At 67.8% G+C, this 14,578-nt stretch carries 15 protein-coding genes; 10 read left to right on the top strand and 5 right to left on the bottom strand.

What is annotated here, in order from left to right; translation table 11 throughout:
- Window positions 1-74: 74 nt before the first annotated feature.
- Entirely contained in the window at window positions 75-1,520 is a 1,446-nt protein-coding gene (eccD, locus tag ACIN94_RS11260) for a type VII secretion integral membrane protein EccD (protein ID WP_400703109.1), read from the top strand.
- Window positions 1,521-1,559: 39 nt separating this feature from the next.
- Here eccD and ACIN94_RS11255 read toward each other — a convergent pair whose 3' ends face one another.
- Window positions 1,560-1,994 carry a YbaB/EbfC family nucleoid-associated protein gene (locus tag ACIN94_RS11255; RefSeq protein WP_400703106.1) on the bottom strand — a complete coding sequence of 145 codons (435 nt, stop codon included), beginning with the start codon at window positions 1,992-1,994 and terminating at the stop codon, window positions 1,560-1,562.
- Window positions 1,995-2,117: 123 nt separating this feature from the next.
- Between ACIN94_RS11255 and ACIN94_RS11250 the strand changes: the two genes are divergently transcribed.
- The 3 genes from ACIN94_RS11250 to ACIN94_RS11240 all read left to right on the top strand — a co-directional run bounded on the left by ACIN94_RS11250 (window position 2,118) and on the right by ACIN94_RS11240 (window position 4,001).
- Entirely contained in the window at window positions 2,118-2,474 is a 357-nt protein-coding gene (locus ACIN94_RS11250) for a hypothetical protein (protein ID WP_400703103.1), read from the top strand.
- Between the two features lie 330 nt (window positions 2,475-2,804).
- Complete coding sequence (locus ACIN94_RS11245; RefSeq protein ID WP_400703100.1) at window positions 2,805-3,449, top strand: hypothetical protein; 645 nt, start codon at window positions 2,805-2,807, stop codon at window positions 3,447-3,449.
- A gap of 105 nt (window positions 3,450-3,554) precedes the next feature.
- Window positions 3,555-4,001, top strand: coding sequence for a YbaB/EbfC family nucleoid-associated protein (locus ACIN94_RS11240; RefSeq protein ID WP_400703097.1), 447 nt, complete (start codon window positions 3,555-3,557; stop codon window positions 3,999-4,001).
- A gap of 99 nt (window positions 4,002-4,100) precedes the next feature.
- On the opposite strand, the gene ACIN94_RS11235 is transcribed toward ACIN94_RS11240, so the two are convergent.
- Entirely contained in the window at window positions 4,101-4,856 is a 756-nt protein-coding gene (locus ACIN94_RS11235) for a hypothetical protein (RefSeq protein ID WP_400703094.1), read from the bottom strand.
- Window positions 4,857-4,869: 13 nt separating this feature from the next.
- Window positions 4,870-6,309: a hypothetical protein gene (locus ACIN94_RS11230; RefSeq protein WP_400703091.1), complete on the bottom strand. Its 1,440-nt coding sequence runs from the start codon at window positions 6,307-6,309 to the stop codon at window positions 4,870-4,872.
- 358 nt (window positions 6,310-6,667) lie between these two features.
- Here ACIN94_RS11230 and ACIN94_RS11225 point away from each other — a divergent pair, with 358 nt between their 5' ends.
- From ACIN94_RS11225 to ACIN94_RS11200, 6 genes are all read left to right on the top strand, one after another.
- On the top strand, window positions 6,668-7,009 hold the full coding sequence (locus ACIN94_RS11225; RefSeq protein ID WP_400703088.1) for a WXG100 family type VII secretion target: 342 nt from the start codon (window positions 6,668-6,670) through the stop codon (window positions 7,007-7,009).
- Window positions 7,010-7,044: 35 nt separating this feature from the next.
- A complete protein-coding gene (locus ACIN94_RS11220; RefSeq protein ID WP_400703086.1) occupies window positions 7,045-7,341 on the top strand; it encodes a WXG100 family type VII secretion target in 297 nt (98 codons plus the stop codon).
- 115 nt (window positions 7,342-7,456) lie between these two features.
- Window positions 7,457-7,894: a hypothetical protein gene (locus tag ACIN94_RS11215; protein WP_400703083.1), complete on the top strand. Its 438-nt coding sequence runs from the start codon at window positions 7,457-7,459 to the stop codon at window positions 7,892-7,894.
- Between the two features lie 11 nt (window positions 7,895-7,905).
- Window positions 7,906-9,246 carry a WXG100 family type VII secretion target gene (locus tag ACIN94_RS11210; RefSeq protein ID WP_400703080.1) on the top strand — a complete coding sequence of 447 codons (1,341 nt, stop codon included), beginning with the start codon at window positions 7,906-7,908 and terminating at the stop codon, window positions 9,244-9,246.
- Between the two features lie 185 nt (window positions 9,247-9,431).
- The gene (locus ACIN94_RS11205; RefSeq protein ID WP_400703077.1) at window positions 9,432-10,484 is read left to right on the top strand and encodes a hypothetical protein; all 1,053 of its coding nucleotides are present in this window, start codon (window positions 9,432-9,434) and stop codon (window positions 10,482-10,484) included.
- A 33-nt stretch (window positions 10,485-10,517) separates the two neighbouring features.
- Window positions 10,518-11,225 (top strand): hypothetical protein, encoded by a 708-nt coding sequence (locus ACIN94_RS11200; RefSeq protein ID WP_400703074.1) that lies wholly within the window; start codon window positions 10,518-10,520, stop codon window positions 11,223-11,225.
- A gap of 108 nt (window positions 11,226-11,333) precedes the next feature.
- On the opposite strand, the gene eccB is transcribed toward ACIN94_RS11200, so the two are convergent.
- Both eccB and ACIN94_RS11190 read right to left on the bottom strand, forming a co-directional pair.
- Entirely contained in the window at window positions 11,334-12,782 is a 1,449-nt protein-coding gene (eccB, locus tag ACIN94_RS11195; RefSeq protein WP_400703071.1) for a type VII secretion protein EccB, read from the bottom strand.
- A gap of 143 nt (window positions 12,783-12,925) precedes the next feature.
- On the bottom strand, window positions 12,926-14,578 hold a 1,653-nt coding region (locus tag ACIN94_RS11190; protein WP_400703068.1), incomplete at its 5' end, for a serine/threonine protein kinase.

Raw genomic sequence — 14,578 nt, 5'->3', positions numbered from 1 at the left:
CCCCACCCTCCCCGATACCGTATCCGTGATGTCAGTGATGTCCGTGATGCATGTGGTTAACGGGGAGTACGTCTGTGAGGTCGCTGGCTCAAACGCCCGCACAGGGGCCGATGCCGCAGGGTGCGCTGGCCCAGTTCGCCGCGCCGCTGCCGTCGCTGTGCCATGTCACGATCGTGGCTCCGCGCAGGAAGGCCGACCTGGCACTGCCCGCGGACATTCCGCTGCCCCACGTCCTGCCCGGACTGCTGCGCGCGGTCGGGGAGGCCGGCGGGGAGTCGGCGTCGGGTCCGGGATGGGTGCTCCAGCGGCTCGGCGGCACCCCGCTCGACCTCGGCCAGAGCCTGGGAGCCCTGGGGGTCCTCGACGGCGAGGTGCTCTATCTACGGCCACGTGAGGCCGAACTGCCCCCGGCCCTGTACGACGACGTGGCCGACGTGGTCGCCACGGGCGTCAAGGAGGGTCCCGACAGATGGGGCTCGCAGCACACCCGCCTGGTCGGGGTGGGCGCCGGGGCCGCGCTCCTCATCACCGGGGTGGCCGCTCTGGTGCTGGCGGGACCACCGTGGACGGTGTCCGCCGTGGTCGCCGGGGTGTTCGCCCTCCTCCTGATCATCGGGGGCACCGCGATGTCCCGGGTGGTGGGCGACTCGTCGGCGGGTGCGCTGATCGGCTACGCGGCTCTGCCGTACGGCTTCCTGGCCGGACTTCTCGCGCCGATGGGCGCCGGGAGTCTGTCCGGGCTCGGCTCGGCGCACATGCTCGCCGCGCTCGCCTCCGTCGGCCTCGTGTCCACCATCGGCATGATCGCGATCGCCGACGGCGTGCCGATTTTCCTCGGTTCCGCCATCGCCTCGATGGTCGGAGCGGTGAGCGCCGCCGTCGTGATGGTGTCCGGGGCCTCCCCCGCGGGAGTGGCGGCGGTGGCCCTGTCGATCATACTGGCGTTCAGCTCGCTGATCCCGGTGCTGTCGTTCCGGCTCGCCGGCGTGCAGATGCCCGCCATGCCGACCAGCGCCGAGGAACTGCGCAACGACAACCAGCAGATCGACGGCGCCGACCTCAAGGAGCGCACCGGTCACGCACGGGCCTACTCGACCGGGATGGTCGTGGGGATCGCGCTGGTGGCCCTGGTGGCCGAGGTGTATCTCCTGATGGACACCGACTGGGTCGCCCTGGCCAACGCGCTGGCGCTGTCGCTGGTCCTCATTCTGCGCATCCGCGTCTTCCAGGGGGTCGGCCAGCGGCTCTGGCTGACGATCGCCGGTCTCGCCGGTCTCGCCATGTTCGCGATCTCGCAGGCCGCCGGGGCGGGAGGCGCCATTGCGATCGCCGTGCTGATGGGGCTCCTATGCGTCGCGGTGATCTCCGTGAGCATGGGCCTGTGGCTGCAGTCGGGTAAGCCGTCGCCGTTCTGGGGCCGTGCCGGGGACATCATCGAGCTGTTGTTGATCGTCTCGCTGTTCCCGCTCTCCCTCGGAGTGCTGGACGTCTACTCCTGGGTGCGCGGACTGGCGGGATGAGGTACGGCGGGCAGGAGGCCGGATGAGGCGCGACGGGCGTCACCGCTCCCAGTGGTCGCGGTCTCTCATCCGTTCCCACCTGGCGATCCGCTCGCCCATCTCCGCGGCGAAGGACTGCTGGAGGCCCTCGAACTCACGCTGGACCGTCTGGATCGCGTCCTCCCCGCCGAGCGGGGGTGCCGCCAGCTCCCGCGCCTGACGTCCGTGGGCGTCCTGCGCGGCCTGCACCGCCTCCACCACCTCCCTGGACAGGGCGTCGCTGTCCAGCCGCATCCCCCGGGACGCGATCGTCACACCTGTCACGCGGCCGTCGGCGCCGACCTGTGCCGAGACCAGGCCGCTGCGGCTCTCGCCCGACCCGGTGATCTCACCGAGTCCGGCCATCGCCGCGGTGAGGTCGCGCAGGGACCGCTCGCTGTCCCGCACGACATGGTCGAGGTCGTCGAGGCGGAACTCCGGATCATTGGATTCCATGTATGCCAGGCCACTCGCCGTGGGTTAACCGGCGGCCAGCGCCGGCTGTCCGTCCGGTTAAATGATCATGAAGTTACCCTGGTGGGGGCCGGGTCCGGGCGGGCTGTCGGCGAGGATCGGATTATGGACAGAAACGGTGCTGTCAGCGCCTCTTCGCTCGCTGGGCAGTCTGGCTCCTCCAGCCAGGACATCCACGTCACGTCGGCGACGATCTCCCACACGCGTAGCCGGGTCGAGAACGAGCTCAAGGAGGCGGTGGTCTTCGTCCGGAGCCTGATCGGCACGGTTCACGTCGACTCTCCGGGGTTCGGGATCCTCGGTGGGATGATCATGAATGGCGCCTATGAGGGCATGTGCCGGCAGGGGGACGCGCTGCTCGGCGATGCCGAGAAGGCCGTCGACGGCTGGTGCCAGGCGCTCGCCGTCGCGGAGCGCAACTGGCGGACCGCCGAGGACCGCAGCATCGTCAGGTATCGCTGATGCCCGGTTTCTGAGCCGGGTGCGGGATCCGCAGCGGGCGGTCTCGCATGTCTCGTGGTGGGCTGTACGCGCACCAGCTGAAGTGATCTGAAGGGATGCCTTTTTATGTCCACTCCGGAGGGAGGGGCGCCAGGGAAGCTGTACCTCCCGGGCGAGCGGATGCCCACAACGGGAGGACAGCTGTATATCGCGGACGCCCACAGGAACGTGGTTCGCACGGTGACGGTTAATCCCCCTGCACCGGAGCCGATCGGCCCGAATGTACTTGACAAGCTGAAGAAGGCCGGCAGATGGTCGGCGTACCTCGCTCCAGCGATCTTCATCGCGAGTATGGCGATCGTCAACGAGCCCGGTATGGCGCAGGCGGCGAGCAACTGGGAGCACGGCATCGCCGGCCGGCTGGACGACGGGATCAAGCAGCTTCTCCCGCAGCTCGTCGCCACGTCGCGGACCAACTGGATCGCGATGGACCAGCAGGAGTTCGAGCGGGTCATCTGGCTCTTCCACCGGGAGATCGGCGTCCTGCGCAGCATCTTCGGCGACGTCGGGGGCATGCTCGACGAGGTGGCCGCGGGCTACCGGAGCTACTGGCTGAAGCTCGCGAGCCTGGCCGTCACCACGGCCACCCTGCTGGTCTTCGCCAAGCGCATGCAGCTTCTGCCGCAGACCAAGCTCTGGGGCATGCTGCTGGAGAAGTTCGTCACGACCGCGGCCAACGGGACGGTCGCCGTCTTGACCCTGACGCTGGGATCAGCGCTGAAGGCGGCGAGCGAGGTCATGTTGACCATGCTCAAAAAGGAGCACCAGTTCGGCTACATCACGCCGGACGGTGACGCGAAGGTGGACTTCAAGCAGGCGACCATCGACTCCGGCGAGTATCCGTCCTACCAGCAGCCTCCCGCCCCGAACCGGCTCCCGAAGGACTACCAGAATTTCGACTGGATCGCGCCCAAGGTTGACGAGCCGAAACCGTAGCCGGTGCCTGGATTGCGGGGAAACGGGCGGTGCGGTTAGCCTGCTCCGGAAGCGGCCGGTTGTTACTCGTGGGGCCGGCAGTGCCCAAGTGGGGGAGAACGGTCGATGACGGCTGGCTTCGGCGATTTTGCGAACATTGACATTGAGAAGCTGCTGAACGGGGCAGATGGTCAGTTCGCCCGGATGGAAGAGCTCCAGAAGAGCATGGAGACGCTCGTCGGCCACGCGTCGGACGACGATGGTCTGGTCACCGTTGAGTACGCGGCCGGGGGGATCCGTGAGCTCGTGCTCCACCCGAAGGCGTTGCGGCTGAGCGCGAGCGAGCTCGCCGAGAAGATCAAGATGGTCATCGCCGCCGCCGCTGAGGATCTGCAGAAGCAGGTCAACGAGGCCATGGGCGAGGTGTTCGGTGAAGAGGACAACCCGATGAGGTTCATCAACGACCCGGACGCGGCGATCAACCAGATCAAGGACGCGGAGGCCGCCTACAACCGGACGTTCGAGGACGTCATGGGGGAGCTCGACCGCATCCGCCGCCGCCTCGACCTGTAGGCCGGTGAGACCGCACCGGTAGGGGGCGTCGGCTCCGCGGACCGTGCGGATGGCATGTCCGCACTCGGCCTTGAAGGCGCTCTCCAGCAGTCCCTGCGGCTAGCCCAGTATGCTCGGCATGGTCGGCATGCCGCCCGACATGCCCGATGTCTTAGGCGGGTCCGCCTGCGCCAGGCCATCGATTTTGATCTGCTCGAACTGGGGTGCGTTGCTGGTGTCAGGGGCGGTTTTCGGGAAATTCCCCGTCGCGCTGCGCAACTGAGTCGAGATGAGCCCGCTGATGATCGCGGCCACGCCCCAGGCCTTCGCGCTGTTCCACACCCCTTTCCGCACCGCCGATTTCGCCGCCTCGCCGGCCGCCGTAGCCGTCCCCTCGGCGGCCGCGCCCGACACCGGGGTCACCCACGCCGCCCTTTTCGCGAAGGAAATAGCCAGAAGGACGCTTCCCGTGGCGGCGCAGAAGACCGCCATCCCGAAGGAGAGCCGCGCTATCCCCGCCAGGGTCTCCCGTTGACTGGTGGTGAGTTTGATGACCGAGTCGAGCCCCTCGACGACCTTGCCGTTCGCCGCGTCGTACTCGGTCCGGCCCATGTTCTTCCACTCTTCGGTGGTCACCGTGGTCCCGGACTTCTTGATCTGCCCCTGGATCTCGACGAGGATGTTCTTCAGCTCCGGGTCCCAGATCTGAGCGAGCTTGTCGATGTCGCTCGGACTGGAGAGGTTGAAGCCGCCCAGCAGCGCCACAGTCCGGCACGCGTGGGTGTACACCATGTTCGGTGCGCCCATGTAGGAGGCGGTCGCGGCCGCCGTGATGCCTTCCAGATAAAGAGGAACGCCGGTGTCGTAAGCACTCATGTCCGCTATCCCCTCAGACGTTTTTCAGCGTGCTGGCGTTGTTGGCGCCGTCGAGAACGCCGATCGTGTTCTTGACCTGGCTGCTGAATTGGACGCTTACCTGGTCACGGGCCTGCTGTATGTAGTTCGCGATGTCGTCTCGGGCGATGTCGTGCTGGGATTTGAGGTTCGGTATGCCGACCATGCCGAGCACGCTGGAGCCGACCAGGCCGAACCCCGGGAAACCGGGGTCCATGGCCTTGCTTTTCTGGCTGGCCTGGTCGAAATGCGAGCCTGAGTCGCCCATGTGCGTCAACTCGGTCTTCAGCTTGCCGAGCGCATCGGTGTCTGAGTTGCGCCAATGGTCGTTGACACCCTGGTCGGCGAGGGCCTGATCCCGAGCCCGCTTGTCGGCGGCGGCCTTATCCTTCTTGGCCTGCGCGTCGGCGGCGGCCTTCTGCCTTTCGAGTTCCTTCTGCGCGTCGGCGGCCCCGAGGCCGTTGTTTCCGCCGCCTCCGAGGCCGCTGGGGAGCCCCGAGCCCGCGCCTCCGCCGCCCGATGGCTCGCCGGCCACGGCCGGCACCTCCGGCGTGCCCGTTCCCGGCGTGCCCGTCCCCGGTGTGTCCGTGCCGGGCACCCCGGGTGTGTCCGTGCTGGGCACCTCGGGTGTGTCCGGTCCCGCCGGGTCGGCGGGGGCTCCAGGGTCGCCCGAGTCGCTCGGGGCCTCGGGTGTGGCCGGATCGTCGGGCTGCGCCGGATCGTCGGGCTGCGCCGGATCGTCCGGGTTCTTCGGGTCACTGGACTCGATAGGGGTCGTCGGGTCGTCCGAGCCGTTGGAGCCATTGGAGTCGCCGGAGCCGTCTGAGCTGCCGGAGCCATTGGAGCCGTCTGAGCCATCTGAGCCATTGGAGTCGCCGGAGCCGTCCTCGGCGGGAGGGTTCGGGTCCTCGGTCACGTCGCCGTTCGGATCATCGGGGTAGATCTCATCGCCTGGGCCATCCGAGTCACCCGGTTCGCCGGGCTCGACCTGGCCGGGCTCGAGGTCTTCCGGCCCCTCGGAGCCGTCCGCCTCTTGCACGCCGTCCGAGTCCCGCGCGTCGTCTGGGCCCTGTCCGTCATCCGATCCTTGCGCCTGGTCGTTCTCGCCGTGCGGGCCGTCCCGGTCCGGGGCGTCCGGGTTGGTGATGATCACCTGCTTGGCCCCGTCGTCCAGGGAAGCCTCAGGGGCGATGGAGTGCGGCTGGGACGCGTCGCCGGGAAGGCCGGATGCCCCGGACTGCGTGCCGAAGACGTCGACTGCCCGGTCCTCCTGAGGAGGGGAGAACAGGGCCCCCTCGTACGTCCCGGCGAAGGAAGAGGGGGCTCCGGTTCCACCGGCATCGGGATGGTGGATCTCCACCGGGCCGACGGTGGGGAGATCGGAGGAAGAGTTGCCCCAGTTGAGCAGCTTGTCGATGTCCAGATTGCCAGCCAAGCCCAGCCTCCACCCCGCGGCCCTCTCAGTGATCGTCAACAGTAGCCCAACCGTGCTGGGCCGTACAGAAAGGTGCGAAACGCTACGTTCCGCACACGGACCACGGCGCCCGCGCCGTGACGTCCGCCGTGCAGTGGCAAGGCTCTGACCTGCGCGTTTTCTTCGATGGAGCTAAGGCGTTACATATCCGTGATATATATCCATGTTATCCATGTGGCACTAGATCGCTAGCATGCCATTTGATGATGTTCGCGGCAGTAGTGCCGTCTGTCTGCCTATGGGGTGTCGCGTTCGTACGGCTGACGCGAGGGCATGGCACCGCGACGAAGAAGCAATTCCCGTGTCACGGAGGTAAGCAGTGGCGGACATCAAGGACGTTTTTGACGAATACGGCGCGGACGCAGCGAAAATCAAGCTGGCGTCGGAGCAGGTCGTCGACACCGCACAGTTCGTCGATGGTCTGCGGAGGAAGGTCGCCGAGGACACGCAGGCGCTGACGGCCTCGGGATGGCTTGGAGCGGCGTCGGCCAAGTTCCTGCAGGCGATGACCAAATGGGACGAGCAGGCGATGATCGTACGGCGTGACCTGGAGACGATCGCCTCGAACATGGGCCAGAACTCCGTCACGTACAGCGCGAACGACCAGGACGTGCAGAGCGGTATGAACCGGGTCGACTCACTCATCAACGCCGCGAAGTGACGTAATCCCGCCAACGGTCAAGAACGGAGATAAGCGTGAGCGACTACACAAGAGTCAACTTCACACAGATGGAGAACACCAGAGAGGCGCTTCTCGGGGTTGTCTCCGAGATGGACAGGGCCACCGACGAGCTCATCACCAAGATCAAGGCGACGCTCGGCGACTCCTGGACGGGCGCCACGGCGACCTACTTCGAAGAGCACAGAAAGATCTGGGACGCCGCCGAGGCGGAGATGGGCCGTCAGCTCAACGAGGCCGCGATCGCTCTGGGCGTCGCCAATGACAACTACAAGGCGGCCGAGGCGAGGAACAAGGCCATCTGGGCCGGCTGACGTGATCAGTGGATGATCGCGTCCCTCTCGGTCACCGTGTGACGCGGTGGCCGAGATCTTTCGTATCCGGCACGTCTGAACGACCCGTGGTCCGCTTTCCCGCCGAAGGAGAAACATGACCAGGAAGGACGCCCTGGAGGCCGGAGAGGCGGAACCCCTCCCGGTCGACCCGCGCTGGCCCGGACTGGACGGAGGGGCCGCCGTCTCCGAGTTCGACCCCGTCAAGATGAGAACGCTCGCGGGTGAGCTGGAAGAGTACATCGGGGCCATGAAGGGACCCGCCTACTCGGAGGGCTACACCACCGGGTCCAAGGAAGGGCTTCAGGGGGATTCCCTGTTGACCGAGGCGGAGATCGGAGCCTGGCCGGCGGCGAGCGCGTTGGTTCAGACAGTGGGTGCCTCCGACGGTGAGAACGGGGGCAGAGCCCTCGGGGTCGTGTACAACCTGTTCGTCACCCGGTTGGAAGAGGTCATCAAGGCGATCCGTGCGAACGCCGACGAGTATTCCAGGGCCGCTCATGCGAACAACGGCGGGAACAGCACGAAGGCGTAGGGAAGGTCGTTGTGGGTAGCAAAGCGAAGTTCCTACTGATCCGGTCCGGTGCCGCGGTCCCCGAGGCAGGTGATGTCCTCGCATCGAGGAGCCAGATCCAGAAGTGGTTGAACGACACCTCGCCCGCCGTGGTCAACGACGCGGGGTTCGCCTACGGGCACGCGGCATCGACGGTCGATCTGGCCTGCGGCGCCATGCAGAGGGTCGCCAACGAGCTCGCGCGGGTATGGGGTGGGGAAACCGCCGTCGAGGTCCAGAAGGCGATGCAGATGCTGCACGCCACCGGAACCGAGCTGTCCTCCAAAATGGAGATGATGTCCACCGCTCTCCGGCTGTACGGCGAGACCTACCTTCCCGAGGCCAGGGCGAAGACTGCCGGGCTCGCTCCCGATCTCGGTCTCATTGAGCTCCCCGGCACGGCGACGGAATCGGAGGACACCAAGACGGCGCGCAAGGTGATGCGCGAGCTGAACGAGAAGATCGTCGAGCTCTACACCATCCAGGTCCCCCTTTACGTGTCGTATGAGCTGCCGACCGTGTCGCTGCCGGGCGGAACGTCCGAGCACAAGAACGTCGACTACGGCGGAGGCTCGGTATACAAGGACGGCTCGCCCGGGTCCGGTTCGCAGGGCGCGGGCGGGGGCGACTCCTCCGCCTGGCCGGGAGGTTCCGGATCCGGTGGGTCGGGCGGGTCGGGTTCCTCCGGAGGCAGCGGATCGGGCGGAACGGGGTCGGGCGGCTCCGGTACGCACGGTCCTGGTTCCGGTGATCCCGGGGCCGGCGATCCCGGTCAGCATGGTCCCGGTACGGACCAGCCGGGAACGGACGCTCCCGGCTCGAACGGTCCGGGGACGGGCGGCCCAGGCTCGGACGGTTCCGGTGACCCGGGGTCCGGCGGTCCGGGCTCGGACGGCGGCACCGGCAAGGGCGGTGACGGCACCGTGTCGCCGGTGATCGGCGGGGACGAGAGGCACGATCCTCGGAGCACCGAGATGGCGAGCTCCACCCAGCCGACGACGAACCTCGTGCCGCCGCCCAACACGGTCGGGAACATCGGGCCGACGACCAATTTCCCCCATATCACGACCAGCGTTCCGAACGTCTCGCCGGTGCTGGGCGGGCCCGGAGCGGGCACCGGTTTTCCCGGAGCGGGGTCGGGGGCAGGAGGAGCGACCTCTCCGGTGCTGTCGCGGGGCGTGATGAGCAACGGCGCGTCGATGGCACCCTTCATGCCCGGTATGGGTGGCGCGGCCGGTGAGGAGCAGGAAGACCGCCCGCGCGGTCCCGGGCTTGAGGAGATCCATAACGTCTGGGGCGGCGATCAGGGAGGCACCCCTCCACTGCTCTGCTAGTCTCCCGCGATGCCGCCTCTGCCCTGGTTGGCCGGGGTAGCCGGTATTGCGGGGGCAGAGTCCGATCGGCCTGCGCCGACGATGTGATCATGCCTCGGAGATCCGGGAATCCATCCGGGAAGCGTGAAACGGAGGGGTGGGATGGGCGAGACATCAGGTAACTCAGCCGGTCGGGGAGTCGCGGCATGACCGCTCCAGAGGTGGGCTTCACCGAAGGGAAGGTGAAGGCCCTGGGGAGTTCCATCGGCGAGTACGTCCCAGGCTTCAAAGAGAAAGCGAATAAAACTCGGAATAACGGCTTGCAATGGCCTAAATGCGGCGTTGTTGGCATCGGGTTGGACCTCGCCCATGAGAACACCTGTGGAGCATCGGCCGACGCCCTCGATGCCGCCGCATCCGCGTTGTCTTCATGGAAGACGGCCCTGACGCAGGCGGACCAGGCTTACAAGACGGCTGACGAGAAGAGTTCGATCGCCGAAGACACAGAGCGGAAAAAAACCAAATCTGACGATAAAGACTCTGGTCCGGCCAAGCCTGGTGCTGGAGCAAGGGAGCTGCCCGGTTCCGATCCGGGGGGCATGCCATCGGGTTCGGGTCTCGACGGTGGCAAGCTGCCCGGCTCCGGTCTGGGGAACATGCCATCGGGTTCGGGTCTCGACGGTGGCAAGCTGCCCGATTCCGATCTGGGGAACAGGACGCTGCCCGATCTGAACCACACCGGACCAGACGTGCCGAGAATGCCGGAGGTGCCGGGTATGAAGGACGATCTGGCGAACTCCCTCAATCCGAACATCCCGAACACCTCGAACCTGGATCCGGGCGGTGTCAACGACAAGCTGTCCAGCCCGGACCTGGGCAACCTCTCCAACAAGGACCCGAGGCTGACCGACCTGGCCGGTTACGATCCGAACAGCCTGACGACGCCTCAGACGAAGATTCCGGACCCCGGAACGTGGTCGGGGAATCAGGGGAGTCAGACGGGAGCCGGTACAACCTCCGGTGGCGCCACCCTCCCCGGCGGAGCGGGAGGCGGTGGAGGCTCCTCCCCTCTGACCGGCCCGCGAGCAGCCGGCATGAGCGGCGGCTCGATGTTCCCGCCCATGATGCCCCCGATGGGAGGAGGCGCCGGTGGCAACCCCGGTGAGGACAAGGAGACATCCTCCTTACTGACCGGGGACGAGAGCGACTGGGACGCCGACATCGACGTGGCGCCTCCCGTGATCGGCCAGGAGCAGTGACGCGGCGGAGCGGCAGGGCGGAGGGGAATCGTCGTGGAGTATGAAGCCGACGTCTGGAAATACGCGGGGGCGGTGGCGACGACGGCCGCCGCCGCACTGATCCTCAAGCGCCGGAAGGCGTTGGCCATCGCCGCGGCGCTCGGCCTGATGGTGTCCAACCCGGGCAGCATGAAGAAATGCGCGCAGGAATGGCGAGAGAGCGGCACCGAGGTCAATCTCGTATCTCTCAGAGACGAGATAACCCGTCTGAAGAATCAGGTCAAGGCGGACAAGCACTGGGAAGGCGAAGCCTACGAGGCCTTCAGCGCCGCGGCGGACGCCTTCACCGCGGCGCTGGACGAGAACCAGAAATGTCGTAAGGGCGCAGCCGACACACTTGACCAGACGGCGTTCGCCTATCACGCGGGCGCCGATTTCGCCGTCGTCGTGGCCGCAGCGATGAGCGCGATGGCGATGGCGTTCATTGTCAGCTACCCCTTTCCTCCGTACAGGACGGCGGTGAATCTTATGATCAACCCCGTTCTCGACAGGATCGACACTGTCGTCAAAGCCGTTGTCAAGAGGAAGATGACGCTCGTCGGCGGCGCCGGGGCCATCCTCGCGGTGGTCAACGGTTTTCAGTACAACCAGAAACACCTGTTCATGGGGATGAGGGTCCTGCCGGAGAAGAAGCCCGACTTCACCCAGGCGGGCCTGCAGTACAACAATGCAACCGGCCTGACGAAGAAGACCTCCGGTTAGACCCGACGATGCCGTCGCCGATGGACAGGATCGTTCCCGGCATCGTCTGACCGTCGCGTCTCTGCGGGCCCCACGCGTACGGCGCGGGGCCGGGCGAACCCCCGGGGCCTATCGCTGCTGCGGGGAGACCGCCGCCGACGGGTTGGCCTGGACGGGATTGCGGGCGGCCGCGGGGTCGAGCGTGGGGCCCTCGGGGATCAGGTGCACGAGCTGCGCCGGAAGCGGGGCGATGTCCTCCGACGAGTAGCCGAGGCTCGGAAGCACGTTCGCGGACAGGATGGCGTGCCGCCGCCCCTGGTCGCCGATCAGGTAGAGCGACGTCACGGAGTCCGTCCTGCCGTTCCCCGGCAGCGTCCCCACCAAGGCGCCGGAGCCCGGCGAGAGCGTCACCTGGTCGACGGTGCTCTGGTTGAACCATCCCTTCGGCGGCTGAGGGAGGGGCGCCGTGCTGCCGACCGTCAGCGCCGCCCGGGTCGAGCCGCGTTCCGTGTCGGAGTAGACGGCGCAGAGAGGGCTCGTCGGCGACGGTGGGATGATCTTCGGCATGGTCGTGGGCAGCCCGCTGCCGTCCAGACGCGTGCCGGACTGCCGCATCCCGTTCGCGGTCGCGGGAGCCAACGGCTTCGGCAGCGGCTCCGCCTGGCCGTACGCCTTCTTGATGACGGGGTCCGCCAGCAACAGGGTGGCCTGGGTCGGGGTGAGGTCCGCCAGGCCGTCGGCGAGCAGGACGTACCACTTCGCGGGTCCGCCGGTCACCGCCGGCACGGTGAACACCCGTCCCACCGCGGACCACTTGCCGTCGGGTCCGCGTGTCCTGCCGCCGAGGCCCGGGATCGACGGGCTCTGGAAGTCAGGCCCGATGGGCACCCCGTTGAGCCAGGCGGCCGGGACCTGGCGGGGCTGCCCCTGGGTCAGCGCCCGCACGCCCTTGGCGGGAACGCGCATCCGCCGGTCCGCCCAGAGCAGCCAGGCCTGGCCCCCTTCCGCGACGACCATGGCCGTACCCTGCTCGATCGGATTGCCTCCGACGCCGAACCCGCCGATCAGCGAGGTGTACGGCCTGCGCTCGCCGTTGGTTTCCACGCCCTCGGTGACGCACACCGACCAGGGGGTGCGGACCAGGCGGTCGTGGGCGGGCAGCGACTCGGGGGCGCCCTGGATGCCCACCAGCGTGCCGCGCGTGTACTTCGCGATCGAGGCGGCGGTGACCGTGCGCACCTTCACCTCCTGCTCGCCCAGCAGCAGCCTGGCGGAGGTCACGTTGACGACGGGGATCATCTTCTTCTGCGGATCGCTGTAGACGAAGGTCGCGCCCGTCTCCTCCTCCACGATCACGGTCCCCGGATCGGTGAGCGCGGTCGCATTGCCCGGACGGAGCAGGCCCAGCACGCCGAAGACGGCGGCCACCAGCACCGCGACGAGCACGCCGCCGAACATCGCCACGTTCTGTCTGCGCATCGGTGACTCCGGCAGGTCCGGCTCCCCCTGGAGCAGGGCCATGCCCAGACGCTGAGTCATCAGCTTGTACGCCTGGTAAAGATCGCGGCGGGTCTGCATCTCACCTCCACATCGCCAGGTGCGCTGTCACCGATCAGCATAGAAGCGTGATCAAGGAACGAGATCATCGACAGTGGTAAACGGTGGCGTTGCGCTACCTGGCCGGCCGGGACCGAGCCGGCCGGTCAGGTCCGCCGACTGGGTCATCCGCAATTGGCCCAGTCGGCGCCGGTGCTGCCGGTGGAGCCGCCGCCGGTGAAGCGGACGCATTTGCCCTTGGCGGAGAGGATGACCGGTCCGGCGTAGTACTCGTAGTTGCCGCGGTCGGTCCTGCTGCCGCCGCCCTGGACTTCGAGGGTGGCGAAGACCGAGGTGGCGGTGCCCACATCGGTGCTCTTCATGGTGACCACGCAGTTGGAGCCGGTGGAGGTGTTGTAGAGCTGGTAGACGGTTCCGCCGCTGAAGGAGGCGGACCGCTGCACGTAGTAGCCCGAGCCGCAGACCTGCTGCGGGCTGTAGGGGTTGGGACGCGAGGGAGGGGGCGTCGATTGCGTCGGCTTCGGCGCGGAGGTGGGTTGCGCGGTCTTCATGGGTTGTGCGGTCTTGGTCGGCTGCGCGGGCTGCGCGGTCTTGGTCGGCTGCGCGGTCTTCATGGGCTGGGCCGTTCTGGTGGGTGTCGGGGCGGGAGCCTGCGAGGACTTCCGCCCCGAGTCCGCCTTGGGCGCACGCGTCGACGTGGGTCTGGAGGTCGGCTTGGACGTCCGACCGGACTTGGGATTCCCCGTGTTCTTTGGCGCGCTCTTGGGCTTGGCGGTCGATGTGGGGGTGGTTCCGTCGCCGGGCTTCTTGGCCTCCGGTGCCGTGGTCGCCGGGTACGTCGGCACCGTGCTCGGCGGCAGGGCGACGGACGAGACCGGCGACGGGGCCGCGGGGTTCTCCGTGGGCAGCTGTATCTGCCTGACATCCGGGGCCTGAGGATCGGCTGTGGTGCCTCCGGGCGTGGTCATCCCGTCCGCCGGGGCCTCCCCGCCACCCTGTCGCTGCCCCGCCGGCGCTGAGAGGACATCGGTGATCTTCTCGTTGGCCGCCGCCCGTTGCGCGTCGCCGAGGGGGGCGGAACTTCCGGCGGCCCACAGCCCGAGTCCGGACAGGAGGGCGAACACACCGACGCAGGCGGCCAGCACGAGGGGGAAACGGCTGCTCTTCGGCCGGTTCCCGGCCGGTGCGGCTGCCGGAGCCGGGGGCGCGTCCGCCGGGGGAGCGTTCACCGGCAGTGCCGGAGCTCCCCAGGCCGGCGGCGCCGTCGGCTGTGGCGCTCCGGTTCCCGGAACGGTTCCGGCTCGCGCTCCGGCGTCGTTTCCCGTGCCGGCCGCCGGAGCGGTTCCGCCCGGGGAGTCCGGCCCTGTTTCGGGACCGGCCGTACGGCTCTCCCGGCTCTCCCCGGTGATCTGGATTGCTGATTCTTCGCCGAGGAGGCGGAGCATGGCGGTTTTGGTGTCGGGTCGTCCGTGCGGTCGCTTGTCGAGGCAGGCGGCGAGGAGAGCGGCCAGCTCCGGAGGGATTCCGGTGAGGTTGGCGGGGCCTTCGATGACGTGGGCGGGTTGGCCTTCGAAGGGGGGCTGTCCGGTCGCGGCGTAGGCGAGGGTGGCCGCCCAGGAGAAGAGGTCAGCGGCCCTGCCGGAGCCGGGCGCGGGGATGCTGCCGGGGTTGAGTTCGGCGTGCAGGCGTTCGGGGGCGCGGTAGTCCGGCTCGGAGCCGGTTAGACCCAGGCCGATGTCGCAGACGCGGGGTCCGTCGGGGCCGAGGATCACGCTGTCGGGGGTGAACGCGCCGTGGGTGAGGCCGGCCAGGTGGAT

The organism is Streptosporangium sp. NPDC087985, assembly GCF_044741965.1.
Classification (GTDB): Bacteria; Actinomycetota; Actinomycetes; order Streptosporangiales; family Streptosporangiaceae; genus Streptosporangium.
This window is presented reverse-complemented; position numbering and strand designations above follow the sequence as displayed.